16 protein-coding genes are annotated in these 17,082 nt (G+C 62.2%); 11 read left to right on the plus strand and 5 right to left on the minus strand.

All coding sequences use genetic code 11. The features are described from left to right. Positions 1-74: 74 nt before the first annotated feature. From hmgA to BMY38_RS02295, 5 genes are all read left to right on the plus strand, one after another. On the plus strand, positions 75-1,430 hold the full coding sequence (hmgA, locus tag BMY38_RS02275) for a homogentisate 1,2-dioxygenase (protein WP_092759374.1): 1,356 nt from the start codon (positions 75-77) through the stop codon (positions 1,428-1,430). Continuing rightward, the gene (locus BMY38_RS02280; RefSeq protein WP_092759376.1) at positions 1,427-2,380 is read left to right on the plus strand and encodes a fumarylacetoacetate hydrolase family protein; all 954 of its coding nucleotides are present in this window, start codon (positions 1,427-1,429) and stop codon (positions 2,378-2,380) included. The genes hmgA and BMY38_RS02280 overlap by 4 nt, the downstream gene beginning before the upstream one ends. Before the next feature lie 232 nt (positions 2,381-2,612). Then, positions 2,613-3,791: an acetyl-CoA acetyltransferase gene (locus tag BMY38_RS02285; RefSeq protein ID WP_092759378.1), complete on the plus strand. Its 1,179-nt coding sequence runs from the start codon at positions 2,613-2,615 to the stop codon at positions 3,789-3,791. Beyond that, positions 3,788-5,398: an acyl-CoA synthetase gene (locus BMY38_RS02290; RefSeq protein ID WP_092759380.1), complete on the plus strand. Its 1,611-nt coding sequence runs from the start codon at positions 3,788-3,790 to the stop codon at positions 5,396-5,398. The genes BMY38_RS02285 and BMY38_RS02290 overlap by 4 nt, the downstream gene beginning before the upstream one ends. Beyond that, entirely contained in the window at positions 5,395-6,231 is an 837-nt protein-coding gene (locus BMY38_RS02295) for a hypothetical protein (protein WP_092759382.1), read from the plus strand. The genes BMY38_RS02290 and BMY38_RS02295 overlap by 4 nt, the downstream gene beginning before the upstream one ends. A gap of 60 nt (positions 6,232-6,291) precedes the next feature. Here the strand turns inward: BMY38_RS02295 and katG are convergent, their stop codons facing one another. After that, a complete protein-coding gene (gene katG / locus BMY38_RS02300; RefSeq protein ID WP_092759384.1) occupies positions 6,292-8,502 on the minus strand; it encodes a catalase/peroxidase HPI in 2,211 nt (736 codons plus the stop codon). 123 nt (positions 8,503-8,625) lie between these two features. Here katG and BMY38_RS02305 point away from each other — a divergent pair, with 123 nt between their 5' ends. Then, positions 8,626-9,516: a hydrogen peroxide-inducible genes activator gene (locus BMY38_RS02305; RefSeq protein WP_092759386.1), complete on the plus strand. Its 891-nt coding sequence runs from the start codon at positions 8,626-8,628 to the stop codon at positions 9,514-9,516. An 84-nt stretch (positions 9,517-9,600) separates the two neighbouring features. Next, positions 9,601-11,562 carry a DEAD/DEAH box helicase gene (locus BMY38_RS02310; RefSeq protein WP_092759388.1) on the plus strand — a complete coding sequence of 654 codons (1,962 nt, stop codon included), beginning with the start codon at positions 9,601-9,603 and terminating at the stop codon, positions 11,560-11,562. Between the two features lie 29 nt (positions 11,563-11,591). On the opposite strand, the gene BMY38_RS02315 is transcribed toward BMY38_RS02310, so the two are convergent. Together BMY38_RS02315 and BMY38_RS02320 are read right to left on the minus strand one after the other, a co-directional pair. Further along, positions 11,592-12,293 (minus strand): winged helix-turn-helix domain-containing protein, encoded by a 702-nt coding sequence (locus BMY38_RS02315; RefSeq protein WP_092759390.1) that lies wholly within the window; start codon positions 12,291-12,293, stop codon positions 11,592-11,594. Further along, entirely contained in the window at positions 12,265-12,546 is a 282-nt protein-coding gene (locus tag BMY38_RS02320) for a hypothetical protein (RefSeq protein WP_092759392.1), read from the minus strand. Before BMY38_RS02320 ends, BMY38_RS02315 begins: the two co-directional genes overlap by 29 nt. Before the next feature lie 131 nt (positions 12,547-12,677). On the opposite strand from BMY38_RS02320, the gene BMY38_RS17835 reads away from it, so the two are divergent. From BMY38_RS17835 to BMY38_RS02340, 3 genes are all read left to right on the plus strand, one after another. After that, complete coding sequence (locus BMY38_RS17835; protein WP_139204636.1) at positions 12,678-13,226, plus strand: hypothetical protein; 549 nt, start codon at positions 12,678-12,680, stop codon at positions 13,224-13,226. A 46-nt stretch (positions 13,227-13,272) separates the two neighbouring features. Next, on the plus strand, positions 13,273-13,890 hold the full coding sequence (locus BMY38_RS02335) for a ribonuclease HII (protein ID WP_092759398.1): 618 nt from the start codon (positions 13,273-13,275) through the stop codon (positions 13,888-13,890). A gap of 115 nt (positions 13,891-14,005) precedes the next feature. Then, positions 14,006-15,112 carry a site-specific DNA-methyltransferase gene (locus BMY38_RS02340; protein WP_092759400.1) on the plus strand — a complete coding sequence of 369 codons (1,107 nt, stop codon included), beginning with the start codon at positions 14,006-14,008 and terminating at the stop codon, positions 15,110-15,112. A 206-nt stretch (positions 15,113-15,318) separates the two neighbouring features. Here BMY38_RS02340 and BMY38_RS02345 read toward each other — a convergent pair whose 3' ends face one another. Beyond that, complete coding sequence (locus tag BMY38_RS02345) at positions 15,319-15,504, minus strand: hypothetical protein (RefSeq protein WP_092759402.1); 186 nt, start codon at positions 15,502-15,504, stop codon at positions 15,319-15,321. Between the two features lie 478 nt (positions 15,505-15,982). Here BMY38_RS02345 and dalA point away from each other — a divergent pair, with 478 nt between their 5' ends. Next, positions 15,983-16,498 (plus strand): divisome-associated lipoprotein DalA, encoded by a 516-nt coding sequence (dalA, locus tag BMY38_RS02350; RefSeq protein WP_092759404.1) that lies wholly within the window; start codon positions 15,983-15,985, stop codon positions 16,496-16,498. A gap of 72 nt (positions 16,499-16,570) precedes the next feature. On the opposite strand, the gene BMY38_RS02355 is transcribed toward dalA, so the two are convergent. Continuing rightward, positions 16,571-17,077 carry a L,D-transpeptidase family protein gene (locus tag BMY38_RS02355; protein WP_092759406.1) on the minus strand — a complete coding sequence of 169 codons (507 nt, stop codon included), beginning with the start codon at positions 17,075-17,077 and terminating at the stop codon, positions 16,571-16,573. Between the last annotated feature and the right edge of the window lie 5 nt (positions 17,078-17,082).

Genomic DNA, 17,082 nt, shown 5'->3' on the forward strand with positions numbered 1-17,082 from the left:
CGGCGGGTCACAGTCGATTCCAACAGTTGTCAGTTACAAAACCAATAAATACCCTGTGGCAAAGGGAGATCATCATGACCGAATATCCCAAGCCCCGAACCCTGCGAGCCGGGCCGGTCGATAGGACCCGCTCCTATATGCCCGGCTTCAGCAACGATTTCGAGACCGAGGCCCTGCCCGGTGCGCTGCCGCAGGGGCGCAACAGCCCGCAAAAAGCGAACTACGGCTTGTACGGAGAACAACTTTCCGGAACTGCCTTCACCGCGCCCAGCCACCAGAACGAGCGGACGTGGTGCTATCGCATCCGCCCGTCGGTCAAGCACACGCATCGGTTTGCCAAGATCGACCTGCCATACTGGAAATCCGCCCCTCTGGTCGATCCCGATATCGTCAGTCTGGGGCAATATCGCTGGGACCCTGTGCCCCATGCCGACACACCGCTAACCTGGCTGACGGGCATGCGGACGATGACGACGGCTGGCGATGTGAACACGCAGGTCGGCATGGCGAGCCATATTTATCTGGTGACCGAATCGATGGTCGACGCTTATTTCTATTCCTCCGATTCCGAGCTTTTGGTCGTGCCGCAGGAGGGCCGCCTGCGCTTCTGCACCGAGTTGGGCGTGATCGACCTGGAGCCGCAGGAGATCGCCATCCTGCCACGCGGTCTGGTCTATCGCGTCGAAGTGCCGGACGGCCCGGCGCGCGGATTCGTCTGCGAAAACTATGGCCAGAAATTCGCCCTGCCGGGGCGCGGGCCCATCGGCGCGAACTGCATGGCGAACCGGCGTGACTTCAAGACGCCCGTTGCGGCCTTCGAAGACCGCGACGCGCCCAGCACCGTCACGGTAAAATGGGCCGGCCAGTTTCATGAAACGGAGATCGGGCATTCGCCGCTGGACGTCGTTGCGTGGCACGGCAACTATGCGCCCTGCAAATACGACCTGCGGACCTATTGCCCGATCGGCGCGGTACTGTTCGACCACCCGGACCCGTCGATCTTCACCGTGCTGACCGCGCCATCCGGCATCGAGGGGACGGCCAATATCGACTTCGTCCTGTTTCGCGACCGCTGGATGGTGGCAGAAGATACCTTCCGCCCGCCATGGTACCACAAGAACGTCATGTCAGAACTGATGGGCAATATCTTCGGCATATACGATGCGAAGCCCAGGGGCTTCGTCCCCGGCGGCATGTCCCTGCACAACATGATGCTGCCGCACGGACCGGACAAAGCCGCGTTTGAGGGGGCATCGAATGCGGACCTGAAGGCGGAGAAGCTGGAAAATACGATGTCCTTCATGTTCGAGACACGCTTTCCGCAGCATTTGACGCCCTTCGCCGCACAGGAAGCGCCATTGCAGGACGACTACATCGATTGCTGGGCCGATCTGGAGAAGAAGTTCGATGGCACACCGGGGGTCAAATGATCCTCGCGTCCTATCCCATGCGACGGGACGGGCAATTACGGATCGTTTCGCCAGACCGAAAGACCAGCACCCGGATGAAGCGGCATTCTTTCATCGAGATGATGGAGTACGGTATTGACGAGCCGGATGGCCCGCCGGAGCCGTTCGATATTGCCCGTTGCACCGCCCCCCTGCCCCGCGCGCATCAGTTTCTCGACGGATCGGCCTACGTCAATCACGTCGAACTTGTCCGAAAGGCGCGCGGTGCGCCGATGCCCGCTAGGTTCTGGACTGATCCGCTGATGTATCAGGGCTGTTCCGATCCTTTTCTCGGACCGATGTCCCCGATTGTCGGCGATCCGGCTTGGGGTATCGACTTCGAAGCCGAAGTGGCGGTCATCGTGGCCGACGTCGACATGGGGGCGACAGTGGATGAGGCGCGTCAGGCGATCCGGTGGGTGATGCTTTTGAACGACGTCTCCCTGCGAAACCTGATCCCGGACGAACTGGCCAAGGGATTCGGCTTCGTTCAGTCCAAACCGCCCTCTGCCCTTGCCCCGCTGGCCAGAAGTGTCGACGACGTGACAGGATGGGACGGTGACCGCCTTCATGCCACGATGTGCGTCGATCTGAACGGTATGCCATTCGGGCGAACCGATGCCGGACAGGACATGACATTTGGCTTCCCGCAACTGATTGCCCACGCCGCCAGAACCCGACCGCTGCGTGCGGGCACAGTGATCGGCTCCGGCACGGTCTCGAACAAGCTTGATGACGGGCCGGCGCGAACCGTCACTCAGGGCGGTGTCGGCTATTCCTGCATTGCCGAGCACCGGATGATCGAAACCATCGAAACCGGCGCGCCGGTCACACCCTTCCTGCAACCCGGCGATGACGTCCAGATCTGGATGGAAGACGCATTTGGCAATGACCTGTTCGGGCGCATTTCACAAAAAGTCCAGATGCCCTGAGCCGACCTTCCGCCACGACCGGGAACTGGACCGAGAAGAAGATCGCGTCGATCAAATCGGTCCCGATCTATAGGCGTTCACCGCCGGATACGACACGAATTCCGGCGTCGTCACCGGCAACAACAAGTCAGCCATGCTGATCGGTACCGTCCCGCACTCCGCGTTACAGCTCGCAGGGGACGTTGCCGCACCCGAAGACCCGGCATAGGGTCTGACCAACGGAGGAGCTACCATGACCAATCCCGCCACCCCCCAGATCGTCGGCTGGGCGCACAGCAAGTTCGGCAAGGCCCCCGAAGGCGATGTCGAGCAATTGATCGCAAGCACCGTTCCCGAAGCGCTGGACCACGCGGGTATCACCGCAAGCGACGTTGATGGCATCTTCGTCGGCGTCTACAACAACGGCTTTTCCCGGCAGGCGTTCGAGGGCGCGCTGGTCGGCATGGCTGTGCCCGAACTGGCATACGTGCCGTCGGTGCACCTGGAAAACGCCTGCGCCACCGGGTCCGCCGCGCTCTATGCCGCACTGGATTTCATTGCTGCGGGGCGGGGCCGCATCGCGCTGGTCGTGGGTGCCGAAAAGATGAGCGCGACACCGGGCGTCGAGGTCGGCGACATCCTCCTGACCGCCGCCTATCGCGCCGAAGAAGGCGAGATCGATGGCGGGTTTGCCGGCGTCTTCGGCCAGATCGCGAACCGTTATTTCCAAGCGCATGGCGACCAGTCGCGCGAACTGGCGATGATCGCGGCCAAGAACCACACGAACGGCGCGCGGAATCCATTCGCCCACATGCAGAAAGATCTGGGCGTCGACTTCTGCAATACCGTCAGCGACCGCAATCCGATCGTCGCGGGGCCGCTACGGCGCACTGACTGCTCGCTCGTTTCCGACGGGGCCGCCGTCCTTGTCGTGGCGCACCCGGACGTGGCCGCCGACATGCGCCGTGCCATCGGCTTCCGCGCCCGCAATCAGGTCAACGATGTTCTGGCCCTGTCACGGCGGGACCCGACCGAATTTGCGGGCGCGCGCGGAGCCTGGGCCAAGTCGCTGGATGAGGCGGGGCTGACGCTGGACGACCTGAGCCTCGTGGAAACCCACGACTGCTTCACCATCGCCGAATTGCTGGAATACGAGGCCATGGGCCTTGCACCCCGCGGCCAGGGCGGGCGGGTGATCCGCGACGGCATCACCACGCGCGACGGCAAGCTGCCCGTGAACCTGTCGGGTGGGTTGAAATCGCGAGGTCATCCGCTGGGCGCGACCGGCGTTTCACAGCACGTGATGGCCGCAATGCAACTGGCCGGTGACGCGGGCGACATGCAATTGGACGGTGCTGCGCTGGCGGGTGTGTTCAACATGGGCGGCGCTGCCGTGGCCAATTACGTCTCGATCCTGGAACGCGTGAAATGACGGAAACCGGGAATCGCGATCCTCGCCTGCCCTGGACGACCCGCACCACGAACCTCGCGCATTTCCTGACGCGCAATGCCCGTCGTCTGGGTGACCGTCCCGCGATCATCGATGCCCGTGGCACACTGACCTGGTCCGAATTGGACACCCGCGTCAGCGCGTTGGCCGCCGCGATGCGCGACCGGTTCGGAATCAAGGCCGGCGACCGCGTTCTGGTTCAGTCCCCCAACAACCGCGAAATCACCGAGACGATGCTGGCCTGCTGGCGGTTGGGCGCGGTCTGGGTGCCCTCGAACTACCGCCAGCGCCCGGACGAGGTCGCCTATCTGGCCCAAAAATCCGATGTCGCGCTGATGTTCTGCGAACAGGATTTCCCCGACCACGCGACCGTATGCGTCGAGGCCGCACACAAGCTGACCGAGGTCGTCTGCATCGGGCAGGGGTTCGGCACACCCTATGATGACTTGATCGCCGCGCATGACGGCATGCCTGTCAGCAATGCCGATATGGACCGCGATGCCCCCTGTTGGCTGTTCTTCACCTCCGGTTCGACCGGGCGACCCAAGGCCGTCGTCCTGACCCACGGCCAGTTGACCTTCACAACGCTCAACCACCTGAACGACCTTATGCCCGGCACTGGTCCCGATGACGTCAGCCTTGTGGTCGCGCCGCTGTCGCATGGTGCGGGAATGCACCAACTCGTTAACATCGCGGCGGGTGCCGTGTCCGTCCTGCTGCCGCCCGGTCGCTTCGACCCTGCCGTCGCGTGGCGTCTGGTTCAGGACCACGGTGTCACGAACATGTTCACCGTGCCGACCATTGTGAAGATGCTGACCGAACACCCCTCCGTCGATCAGTTCGACCATTCCAGCCTGCGCTACATTATCTATGCGGGTGCGCCGATGTACCGCGAGGATCAGAAACATGCGCTGGGCAAACTGGGTCGCGTTCTGGTCCAGTATTTCGGACTGGGCGAGGTCACCGGCGCGATCACTGTTCTGCCGCCGCACGATCACCACATCAATGACGGCCCCGAAGCCCGCGTCGGCACCTGCGGGTTTGAGAGGACCGGCCTGCACGTTACCATCCAGAATGACAGCGGCGCACATTTGCCGCCCGGTCAGACGGGCGAAATCTGCGTTGCCGGGCCAGCGGTCTGCGCCGGATATTACATGGATGATGCAGCCAACACGAAGGCCTTCCGCGACGGCTGGTTCCTGACTGGCGATCTGGGTCACATGGAAGCCGAAGGCTATCTTTTCATCACCGGGCGGTCGTCGGACATGTACATCTCGGGCGGATCGAACGTGTATCCGCGCGAAATCGAGGAGCTGATGCTGACCCATCCCGCCCTGTCCGAAGTCGCGATCCTTGGCGTGCCGCACAAGCAATGGGGCGAAGTCGGTCTGGCAGTCTGCGTCTGCGAGGCGGGCAAGTCGGTGACCGGCGACGAAATCACGGCGCTGCTGAAGGACAGCCTGGCGAAATACAAGCTGCCGCAGGAATATGTGTTCCTGGATGAGATGCCGAAGACCGGCTATGGCAAGATCACCAAGAAACTCGTGCGCGAAGCATTGGAAGCGCGCGGAGTCTTGCCCGCAAAATGACCCCATCCATCAGCCGCGATCTGATCCGTCACCCCGGTCCCAAACGCTCCGACCGCATTCTGTCCGCCCGCGGCACCGTGACGACGCGGACCGTGACATTACCGCGGGGTTCCGTGTTGATGCAGGCCGTGGCGCAGGCGATGGACGACGCCGGATGCGACAGTGGCGTGATGGTGCTGGATGGCCTGCGGATCGGACCCTATCGCTATGTCATGCCCGGCCCGTCGCACGACGCCGATCATGCCGCATGGTACAGTGCGCCGCGTGATGGCGGGTCCGGAAAAATCGTTTTCGGGACTGCCATTGTCGGACGGCGCGACGGTGCCTGGTGGCTGCATTGCCATGCGCGCTGGACGGATGGTGACGCGACCAGAATGGGTCATTTGCTGCCCGACGATGTGAAGCTGTCTGAAGACGCGCAGATCACTTTGCACGCTTTCAAGGGCGGCGCGTTCGAGGTGCTGCACGACGCCGAAACCAACTTCTCGATCTTCCATGCGATGGGCGGGATGGCGGACGGCAACGCAGTGATTGCCAAAATCAATCCTCACGAGGATATCTCGAGCGCGCTGGAAACACTGATCCACGGCGCCGGGTTCGCCCGCGCGAAAATCCACGGCATCGGCAGCTTGATCGGTGCAGTGTTCGACGGCGCACCGCCGATGACGTCGCCCATATCCGAAGTGTTGATCCCGCCGGGCGCGATCTGGAATGGCGCGCTGCATCTGCCGATGGAATGTGTCGACCCGGACAACGGGCAATACGCGGGCCTTCTGACGAAAGGCCGCGCGCCGGTCTGTGTGACGTTCGAAGTAATGATCGTTGCCACCTGATATGAAAACGCCGGACGAACCGCTTGGGTCCGTCCGGCGCGAAAGGCTTTGATCCGCAGATCAGTGCAGGTCGAAGCGATCCAATTCCATCACCCTGGTCCAGGCGGCGACGAAATCGTGGACGAATTTGTCGCCCGCGTCGGACTGGGCATAGACCTCGGACAGTGCCCGCAGTTGCGAATTCGACCCGAACACCAGATCGCAGCGCGTCCCTGTCCAGCGAGCTTCGCCCGTCTTGCGATCCCGACCTTCGAAAACCTGCGCATCGTCGGACGCGGGTTTCCACTCGGTCGCCATATCCATCAGGTTGACGAAGAAGTCGTTCGTCAACTGACCCGGACGATCCGTCAGCACACCGTGCGATGTACCACCGTAGTTCGCGCCAAGCGCTCGCAAGCCACCGACCAGAACCGTCATTTCCGGTGCCGACAAGGTCAGAAGTTGTGCCCGGTCGATCAGCATTTCCTCGGGTGAGACCTTGAATGTCTGTTCCTGATAGTTGCGGAAACCGTCGGCTTTCGGCTCCAGAGGTTCGAAGCTCTCGGCATCGGTCTGCTCGGCGCTGGCGTCGGTGCGGCCCGGCGTGAAGGGCACATCAACGTCGTGACCTGCATCGCGCGCGGCCTTCTCGACCGCCGCAGTTCCGCCCAGCACGATCATATCGGCCAGTGACACCGGCTTGCCGAAATCGCTGCGGATGCTGTTCAGCACGTCCAGTACCTTGGCCAGCGTGTCAGGCTGGTTGACCTCCCAATCCTTCTGCGGCGCAAGACGGATGCGCGCGCCATTGGCCCCGCCCCGTTTGTCCGAGCCACGGAACGTCGAGGCCGAGGCCCATGCCACGCCGACCAGTTCGGATGTGGTCAGACCCGACGCGAGGATTCGGGCCTTGAGGTCCGTGACATCATCCGCACCGATCGGCGCATGATCGGCGGCGGGAATCGGATCTTGCCAGATTAGATCCTCCTGCGGGACTTCCGGCCCCAGATACCGAACCTTTGGCCCCATATCGCGGTGCGTCAGCTTGAACCAGGCACGGGCATACGCATCGGCAAATACGTCGGGGTTCTGATGGTAATGCGTTGAAATCCTAAGATACTCCGGGTCCATCTTCAACGCCATATCGGCTGTGGTCATCATTGGCGGGTGCTTGACCCCATCCAGATGCGCGTCCGGCACGGCATCGGCCATGGCCCCGCCCGCAGGTTTCCACTGATGCGCCCCGGCAGGCGATTTCGTCAGCTCCCACTCGTTGCCCAGAAGGGTGTCGAAATACGACATGTCCCAGGTAATCGGCGTAGTCGTCCACGCACCTTCGATGCCCGATGTCGTGGTATGCGCACCGTGTCCGGTCTCGAAGGCGTTTTTCCAGCCGAAACCCATGTCCTCCATGCCACCTGCTTCCGGTTCCGCGCCGACAAGGGCCGCGTCGCCTGCGCCATGCGCCTTGCCGAAGGTGTGGCCACCTGCGACCAGTGCGACGGTTTCCTCGTCATTCATCGCCATGCGGGCAAAGGTGTCGCGGATGTCATAGGCCGACTTCAGGGGGTCCGGGTTGCCGTTTGGGCCTTCCGGGTTGACGTAGATCAGACCCATCTGCACGGCGGCCAGCGGGTTCTCCAGGAACCGTCCCAACCCGTCCTCGCCCTTATCATAGCGAACATCCTTGTCGCCCAGCCACTCGTCTTCGGTGCCCCAGTAGATGTCTTCCTCGGGCTCATAGATATCGACTCGACCGCCGCCGAACCCGAACGTCTTGAAACCCATCGATTCCATTGCGACATTTCCGGTCAGGATGAACAGATCGGCCCAGCTGATCCTGTTGCCGTACTTCTGCTTGATCGGCCACAGCAGACGCCGCGCCTTATCCAGGTTGCCGTTGTCGGGCCACGAATTCAGCGGCGCGAACCGCTGACTGCCCGAAGTCGATCCACCCCGCCCGTCTGCCGTGCGATAGGTGCCAGCACTGTGCCACGCCATGCGAACGAAGAACGGACCATAATGGCCATAATCGGCTGGCCACCAGTCCTGACTGTCGGTCATCAGCGCGGTCAGGTCGGCCTTGACGGCGGCCAGATCCAGTTTGGCGAACTCAGCGGCATAATCGAAGTCCGGCCCCAGCGGGTCGGACGCGGGCGTGTTTTGATGCAGAATGCTCAGCTTCAGCTGGTTCGGCCACCAGTCGCGATTGCTGCGGGACTTGTTGGTGGCGTGCATCGAGACGCCGTGAATGACCGGGCACTTGCCGCCTGCGCTGTCGGAACCGTCCATGATACTCTCCTGCTGTATGTTTAAGGTCTGGGCGAGCGTTATCCGCCCCATCTGCCCCGCATCTAACAGCAACTTTCGATTGATATAAGTTGCATTTTCCTATGCCATCAATAACTTTAACTTATGGCGAACATTACCCTCAAACAGTTGCGCTATTTCGAGGCATTGGCCCGTCACACGCACTTCGGACATGCGGCAGAGGCCTCGGCCATCTCCCAGCCGGCCTTGTCCAGCCAGATCAAGGATCTGGAGGCGACGCTGGGAACGCAGTTGTTCGAGCGCAACCCCCGGCAGGTCCGGTTGACGTCCTTCGGCATCCGGTTCCGCGACCGGGTCCGCGATATCTTGCGCAGCGTGGATGAATTGGGCGATCTGGCCCGCGTATCGAAAGGTGCGTTATCGGGACGGCTGCGGATCGGGGTGATTCCCACCATTGCTCCTTACCTGCTGCCGACCCTCGTGCGCAGCCTGACCGCGACCTATCCCGACCTCGATCTCGATATCCGCGAAACGATCACCCCGCGTCTGATCGACGATATAGCGGACGGCCATCTGGATGCGGCCATTGTCGCTCTGCCGGTGTCTGAGCCTTCGCTGACCGAGGTCACGCTGTTCACCGAAGATTTCGTCCTCGTCCGCCCCGAGGCTGACGGCGACCGCCCGATGCCCGCCCCGGATCAATTACAGCATATGCGCCTGTTGCTGCTGGAAGAAGGCCATTGCTTCCGGGATCAGGCACTGTCGTTCTGCAAAATACCCACCGCGCGCACACGGCACGGGCTGGACGGATCGTCGCTGTCCACTTTGGTGCAGATGGTCGGCGCCGGGCTGGGCGTCACGCTGATCCCGGATATGGCGGTGCCGGTCGAAACCCGCTCGGCCCCGGTCGCCATTGGACGGTTTGCCGAGGTGCAGCCCAATCGAACCGTGGGCATGATTTGGCGCAAGACCACGCCGCTGGCCGATCATCTGCACGAGATGTCTCAGGTCGTTCGACGTGCCGTCACCCCCTGAACGCTGCCCTATACTTCTGGGCGTAATGGGCGTAGGGACCGGCGCTTGCCGCCCTGACCGCAGGGCAATCGAAAGGCCATCCCCATGAAAAAAGCCCTCGCCGATGCGCTCGAGGCGCGTGGTTACGACACGCTCACCCCTGTTCAGCAGGCCGTGCTGGAACCCGAACTCGACGGCGTCGACATGCTGGTATCCGCGCAAACCGGCTCGGGTAAAACACTGGGCTTCGGTCTGGCCATCGCGCCCACGTTGCTGGGCACCGCCGAACACTTCCCAGACGCCGGCGCGCCGCTGGCCCTGATCATCGCGCCGACCCGCGAACTGGCGATGCAGGTGAAACGCGAGCTTGACTGGCTCTATGACAAGGCAGGGGCTGTCATGGCCTCGACCGTCGGCGGCATGGATATGCGCGACGAACGGCGCACGCTGGCCCGCGGCGCGCATGTCGTCGTCGCCACGCCGGGCCGTCTGCGCGATCACATCACGCGGGGGTCCATCGATCTGACGGAAATCCGGGCTGTCGTTCTGGACGAAGCGGACGAGATGCTGGATCTGGGCTTCCGCGAGGATCTGGAATTCATTCTGGGCGAATGCCCCGAAGCACGGCAAACGCTGTTGTTCTCGGCCACGGTACCCGCCGCTATCGCGAAACTTGCCGAATCCTATCAGCAAGAAGCCGTGCGGGTCGCCACGGTCAGCGCGCGTGAACAACACGCCGACATCGAATACCACGCGCTGGACGTGTCGCCGCGCGATGCCGAAAACGCAATTATCAACGTGCTGCGATTTCACGAGGCCCCGAACGCCATCGTCTTCTGCAACACTCGCGCCATGGTGAACCGCCTGACGACGCGCCTGTCGAACCGGGGCTTTTCCGTCGTAGCGCTGTCGGGCGAATTGTCGCAGGCGGAGCGCACACACGCCCTGCAAGCCATGCGCGACGGACGTGCGCGGGTCTGCGTGGCGACAGATGTTGCCGCGCGGGGCATCGACCTGCCGAACCTCGATCTGGTGATCCACGCTGAACTGCCGACCGGGTCGGACACGTTGTTGCACCGGTCTGGCCGGACGGGCCGCGCCGGACGCAAGGGCGTCAGTGCCCTGATCGTGCCGCCGTCGGCCAAGAAAAAGGCGCAGCGCCTGCTGGGCTGGGCCAAGTTGTCGGCGACATGGGGCGTTGCGCCCTCCGCCGATGCCGTCCGTGACAAGGACCGCGAGCGTATGCTGGCCGACCCGGCCTGGCACGAGGAGATCACCGAGGACGAGGAGCAGGCCGTCAACGACCTGGCCACGCGGTTCACCCCGCAGCAGCTTGCCGCCGGGTATCTGCGCCTGAAGGCCGAACGTCAGACTGCGCCCGAAGACCTGTCCGCAGTGTCATCAAAGCATACGCCTGACCCGCGTCCGGAATTCGGCCCCTCGGTGTGGTTCGCCATTCAGGGCGGGCGCAGCGCGCATCAGGACCCGCGTCGCCTTTTGCCGATGCTGTGCAAGGTCGGTGGTCTGACCCGCGACGATATCGGCGCGATCCGGATTCGGGACGAGGAGAGCTATTTCCAGATTGCCGATGTCAAAGCCTCGGCCTTCGAGAAGGCCCTGGGCCCCGACATGATCGGCGAAGATGGCCTGACGATCCGCCGCTCCGAAGCGCCGCCTGCACAGGGAAAGCCGTCTTACGATCGCGGCCCCAGGCCGGGCAGCAAGCCGTATCAGGGCAAACCCCAAGGCACGACCAAGCCGGTCGAATGGAACGACGACCCGGCCCCCCGCACGCGCAAGCCAAAGCCGGAGCATCCGAACGCCAAGCCCCGCAAACCTCATGCGGAACGGCCCGAGGGCGTTGTCGAAGATTTCAAGCGGTCATCGAAACCAGGCAATAAACCCGGCGCGAAACCGTGGCAGGGCAAGCCAGGCGGCAAATCTGGTGGCAAGCCGTTCAAGGGCAAACCGGGTGGCAAGCCAGGCACCGGCGGCACCCCGGTCGGCAAGCCCAACAGCAAGAAGAACAAGGCGCGGGCGGCGGCGAAAAAAGCTGGCGAAAGCTGAGCGTATTTCTGTGTGGACGGCGCAGTCCGTCACAACATCCGGATGACCTTGGGGTCCAGCGCCAGCACATACCCCTGCCGCGTGATATTGCGGATCAGAAGGTGCGTCACGATCTGGTTGCCCAGCGTGTCGCGCAACCGCTTGATCCGGGTCGCGCCCGCCGCTTCCTCGCAATCGCTCTCGGATTTACCGGTGATGACCGCCTCGATCTGGGCACCGGTCAGCGTGTCCCCGTCCAACCGCGCCTCGGCCAGAACGGCCAGCGTTTCCATCGCCGCATCGGTCAGCTTCAACTCGATATCGTTCAGCATAACGGCGTTCTCGGCGCGGGCCAGAACTAGCGACGTGACCTGAATTCCTGACCGCTCGATCTCGCCCATGCGACGATTCAGCGTGACGATCGCAAGCAATAACACGACGCAGGCGATAAGAAGGGCCGTTGCGAACACCAGCAGAACGAAGATGATCACCCGGTAGCTGGTCAGAACCTCTGAAAACGCTGTGCCCGACTGGGCCAGCACCTCCAGAAGGCCGATCTCGGCGCGGGTGGTCAGGTCCGATTCGATGAAAAGCTGCTCGACCCGCAGGTTGAACGCGTTCGCGTTCGGCAATGTCGCAAACAGAAAGATTGCCGCCGCCAGCAGGATCGCGACGATGGCGGCGATTCCCAACCCGATGACCTTGTTCGACGCCGCGCGCGTTTCAGTAACGGAGGAAGAATTCGCCGGCACTTGCTTTCCTTTTCTCAAGGCCATCTTCGTCGTCGAAGACAGAGATCACCTGCAACAGCTGCCAACCATCGTCCAGCCTGTCGCGCAATGCGGCGGCAGCGGATGAGGAATCGCAGGCATCATCGGGCAATTCGACGACACCGTAATGCAGCCGCAGGGGATCGTCCTGCTTGGCCTTGTAGTCGGCATAACACGCTGCAGAGGCGGGACCTGCAAGCACGAAAGCCATCAAGATCAAAAGTGCGCGTTTCATGGAGTCCTTGATGGGGCATAGACGCTTGGCAAGCAATGACGGTCGTTCCGTTATCTCATGACACCGCACCGTCATTGAGCGTCAGAGCATCAAGGATAATGGTCTGTCCATCAACCAACTGGAGGTCTGTCATGTTTCGCACAACGCTAGCCGCCATTCTGTCCATGGCCCTGTCATTGTCTATGATCGCTGTTCCCGCCGCCGCCGATCAGCGCAGCTATGCGCATAATCACGATAACCAGAACAGAAACATCGCCATCGGTGTCGTAGGCGGCCTTGCCGCTCTGTTGCTGCTCAAGCGCGCCGCCGATCGCCGCGAGGAGAAGGAAGCCGCCCGTCGCGCCGCCACCGTCCGCCGCGATAACCGTAACGAACGAAATGACCGAGTCTTGCTGGGTCGTGACCGTGACCGTGACCGTGACCACCATGATGATAACGATCGCGGGCGCAATCAGCGGAACGCCAAGATTTTACCGGAAAGCTGCTATAGAACGTTCCGCACTGATCGCGGCACAGTTTCAGGCTATGGCGCGCGCTGCATGCAGAATGCGGTCGCCCGGCCTGCTATCTTGCCACCGCAATGCATCCGTCAGGTTCGCACCGACCGGGGTGCGCGCAACCTGTACACTGCGCGATGCATGAGCCGCGACGGCTGGACCTCCCGCACCGCACGGCGTTGACGCAATCGCGTTGACCCACCGCCGGAGCGGGGGCAGGGTCGGCTTCATGTCGATCCTGCCCCTGGACTACCTTCATGAACGCGCGGCCTTTGACCGGGGCGCGCGTTTCGTTGTCGGCCTGGACGAAGTCGGGCGCGGTCCCTGGGCCGGACCCGTGGTCGCCTGCGCTGCCCTCCTGATCGGACCTGCGCCAGCCGGATTGAACGACAGCAAGAAGCTGACGGCGAAGCGGCGGGAGGCTTTGGTGCCGTTTTTGCTGGCCTGCTGCGATGTCGGCTTCGGCGAGGCGACGGTGGCCGAAATCGACGCCCTTAACATCCGGCAAGCCACGCATCTGGCCATGCGCCGGGCGGTGGAGGCCCTGCCAACACTACCCGATCACCTGTTGATCGACGGCAATGATTGCCCCGCCTGGGTCGCCTGCCCCTTCGACCTGATCATCGGCGGCGACGGACTTTCGCCATCAATCGCGGCCGCGTCGGTCCTTGCCAAAACACGGCGGGATCAAGGCATGGTGGCGCTGGCGCAACAGCATCCCGGTTATGGATGGGACAGCAACGCAGGATACGGCACCAAGGCCCATCAGGACGGACTGGCCAAACATGGCGTCACACAACATCATCGGCGTTCCTTTGCCCCAATACGCAAGATGTTGTGTTCCTGACCCTGCCTTAATCTTGCCTTTCTTGCCCGCTGGACGGTGAACCAACCGCCCGCCATTCTGGCCGGACAACAACAAGGCGCCCCGTCAATGAGGGTGCCGTTCGAGGCGACAGACAATGGCAAAACCCACACCGGAAGCCCCCGTGCTTCCGCTCGATACCATCATGTCCGGTGACTGCGTGGCAGCGATGAATTCGCTTCCCGAAAACTCGGTCGACCTGATTTTCGCAGACCCCCCCTACAATCTGCAACTGCGTGGCGATCTGCACCGTCCGGACAATTCCCGCGTCGATGCCGTCGACGATCACTGGGATCAGTTCGAAAGCCTGAAGGCCTATGATGCCTTCACGCGTGGCTGGCTCAAGGCGGCCCGACGGGTGTTGAAACCCGATGGCGCGATCTGGGTGATCGGGAGCTATCACAACATTTATCGCGTCGGCGCAACGCTGCAGGATCAGGGATTCTGGATCTTGAACGACGTCGTCTGGCGCAAGACCAACCCGATGCCGAACTTTCGCGGCAAACGCCTGACGAATGCGCATGAGACGATGATCTGGGCGTCAAAATCAGAAGGGTCGAAATACACCTTCAACTATGAAGCGATGAAGGCCCTGAACGAAGGCGTGCAGATGCGCTCCGACTGGACCTTCCCGATCTGCACCGGGCACGAACGTCTGAAAAATGCGCGGGGCGAAAAGGCTCATCCGACGCAGAAGCCCGAATCGTTGCTGCATCGCCTGCTGATCGGCTCGACCAACCCCGGCGACGTGGTGCTTGACCCGTTCTTCGGAACCGGCACGACCGGCGCGGTGGCCACGATGTTGGGTCGCCATTTCATCGGCATCGAGCGCGAAGAAGAATACCGCCAGATCGCCGCCGAACGCATCGCGCGTGTCCGCAGTCTTCCGCCCGCAGCACTGGAGGTCTCGACGTCCAGGCGCACCGAACCGCGCGTGCCGTTCGGGCAGCTTGTCGAACGTGGAATGTTGCGTCCGGGCGAAGAACTCCAATCCGGCAATGGCCGACATCGCGCCAAGATCAGGGCCGACGGCACGCTGGCCGGTGAAAATATCAAAGGGTCGATCCATCAGGTCGGCGCGGCATACGAAGGCGCGCCCAGCTGCAATGGCTGGACCTACTGGCACTTCAAGCGCGAGGGGAAATCGGTCTCGATCGACATTCTGCGCCAACAGATTCGCGACGAGATGATCAAGCCCGACTGACGTTGCGACCGAGTTACCGCCTGCGTTCCCTGCCCAATGTCCGGGGAACGCAACTTGCCCCTGTTCCCGTTTGTCGGGTTCAGGGGTTTTTTTTAATGCACCGGAAAACAGGCGAACTTCACGGCACATAACGAAAAGCGCGCCCCCGAAGGGACGCGCTTTCCAGAGAACCTTCTGGTTCCGATGGCCCGTGAGGGCCGTCGAAATCAGTCCGACGCTGCGGCAGCGGCCAGCAGAATGATGGCCAGGATCGGAACGATGATGCCGGCGGACGAGGACGAGGTGTCCTCGACAATGACGACGGGCTCGACCGGGGTCACCGGAGCGATACCGCCGGCGAAGGCGGTGGTGGAAGCAACCGACAGAGCGGCAGCGAGAGCGAGTTTCTTCATAGTATCCTCCAAGATACGCCAATGATGAGGCGAATTTGCCAAATCTTAAGGCACCCAAGACTGTACCTCGTAAGACTCGTTAAGCAGCTATGCCAAACCTTTGCAACGCCCGGACAACGCGCGTGCGATCGCTTTCGCTCGGGTCTTGTCAAATTGGCAACACCTGTGTTCCGGCCTCCGACGCAAAGCGTATCCAATTGATATCCCCCGTCATACGAATCGACAAAGCCAGGATGGTGAAGGGCATTTCTTCCTGCACTGGTCTCTCCGGGCTACCGGCGGGTGTCGTGTCGACCCCGCTGACCGAAGTCCGATCGGGCCATGTGATCGAGACTCCTGTCAGGAATGGACATATTCTTCCGAAGGCAAAATCCCGTCACAGGCGCGATGTTTCGCCTTTCGAAGACGCGATCATGGCATTTGCCTCGCCGGACGCTCCGATATACTCCGACGTGACACGAAAGACCTGGGGACGCCGATGAACCGCCGCACTGCATTGATCCTGCTCGCTTCCACCGCGCTGGCCGCCTGTGCGCCGACGCCGACGCCGCCCGCGCTCGGCCCCAACGGCAAGCCATTGCCCAAGCTTTACCGCATTTCCGATACCGACGGCCGACGACTGCCGTTCCGCGCGCTGGATGCCGTGAATGCGCTGCGTCAGGCGTCCGGGGCCCCACCGCTGACCCTGGATGCCAAGCTGACGGCCGCTGCCGAAACCCATTCCCGCGATATGTCGTTGCAGAACCGCCCGTGGCATTTCGGCTCCGACGGCTCGTCTCCCATCGATCGAGCGCGCCGGGTCGGCTTCGATGGCCGCCTTCTGGGAGAGGCGATCTCGGAAACCTATGAGACCGAATTGGAGACAGTGGCCGCCTGGTTGCAGGAACCCGGACCGCGCCGCGTTCTGCTGGATCCGAACGGACGTCGCATGGGATTCGGCTATTTCCAGGAATCCAACGGCAAAATCTGGTACACGCTGAACGTCGGCACCTGATCGGCACGAAATATTCGAATCGCGAACGGGGCCCTGCGGCCCCGTTTTTTTGTCAGAACTTCGGGATGTGATTCAGGCGTAGATATCCACCGGCGTGCCATCGCGCACCGACGCATAGATCACCTTGATCTCCCGATTGGTGACCGCAACGCATCCGGCCGTCCAGTCGCCGCTGCTGGCGCGCCGCTTGTCGCCCCACCCGTGAACGAAAATTTCGCCTCCCGGCTCCTTACCCATCTCCGCAGCATAGGCGCGATCGGCCTCGTTCGGATAATCAATGCCGACCGACAGAAAATACGCTGAATTGGGGTTACGCTTGTCGACGGTGTAACGGCCTTCGGGCGTCTTGCCGTCGCCTTCGAACTGCTTGGGCCCGACGGGGGCAAAGCCAAGCTGGATCTTGTATTGTTCCAGCATCGTGTTGCCGTTGAACAGCGCCAGCTGGCGCGATGATTTCTGGATCACGACTCGCGTGACCTCAGGCCCGTCATAGGAAATGAACTTGCTGCCGCATCCCGCCAGAAGGGCGGTCGAACCGAGACCCAGTGCCAGCGCGCCCCGACGTGTATAATTATTCATATCTG

The sequence above is a fragment of the Jannaschia helgolandensis genome, from assembly GCF_900109285.1.
Classification (GTDB): domain Bacteria; phylum Pseudomonadota; class Alphaproteobacteria; order Rhodobacterales; family Rhodobacteraceae; genus Jannaschia; species Jannaschia helgolandensis.

Coding starts and splice junctions, on each gene's coding strand:
- hmgA (WP_092759374.1), top strand. CDS start 75: ATGACCGAATATCCCAAGCCCCGAACCCTGCGAGCCGGGCCGGTCGAT.
- BMY38_RS02280 (WP_092759376.1), top strand. CDS start 1,427: ATGATCCTCGCGTCCTATCCCATGCGACGGGACGGGCAATTACGGATC.
- BMY38_RS02285 (WP_092759378.1), top strand. CDS start 2,613: ATGACCAATCCCGCCACCCCCCAGATCGTCGGCTGGGCGCACAGCAAG.
- BMY38_RS02290 (WP_092759380.1), top strand. CDS start 3,788: ATGACGGAAACCGGGAATCGCGATCCTCGCCTGCCCTGGACGACCCGC.
- BMY38_RS02295 (WP_092759382.1), top strand. CDS start 5,395: ATGACCCCATCCATCAGCCGCGATCTGATCCGTCACCCCGGTCCCAAA.
- katG (WP_092759384.1), bottom strand. CDS start 8,502: ATGGACGGTTCCGACAGCGCAGGCGGCAAGTGCCCGGTCATTCACGGC.
- BMY38_RS02305 (WP_092759386.1), top strand. CDS start 8,626: ATGGCGAACATTACCCTCAAACAGTTGCGCTATTTCGAGGCATTGGCC.
- BMY38_RS02310 (WP_092759388.1), top strand. CDS start 9,601: ATGAAAAAAGCCCTCGCCGATGCGCTCGAGGCGCGTGGTTACGACACG.
- BMY38_RS02320 (WP_092759392.1), bottom strand. CDS start 12,546: ATGAAACGCGCACTTTTGATCTTGATGGCTTTCGTGCTTGCAGGTCCC.
- BMY38_RS17835 (WP_139204636.1), top strand. CDS start 12,678: ATGTTTCGCACAACGCTAGCCGCCATTCTGTCCATGGCCCTGTCATTG.
- BMY38_RS02335 (WP_092759398.1), top strand. CDS start 13,273: ATGTCGATCCTGCCCCTGGACTACCTTCATGAACGCGCGGCCTTTGAC.
- BMY38_RS02340 (WP_092759400.1), top strand. CDS start 14,006: ATGGCAAAACCCACACCGGAAGCCCCCGTGCTTCCGCTCGATACCATC.
- BMY38_RS02345 (WP_092759402.1), bottom strand. CDS start 15,504: ATGAAGAAACTCGCTCTCGCTGCCGCTCTGTCGGTTGCTTCCACCACC.
- dalA (WP_092759404.1), top strand. CDS start 15,983: ATGAACCGCCGCACTGCATTGATCCTGCTCGCTTCCACCGCGCTGGCC.
- BMY38_RS02355 (WP_092759406.1), bottom strand. CDS start 17,077: ATGAATAATTATACACGTCGGGGCGCGCTGGCACTGGGTCTCGGTTCG.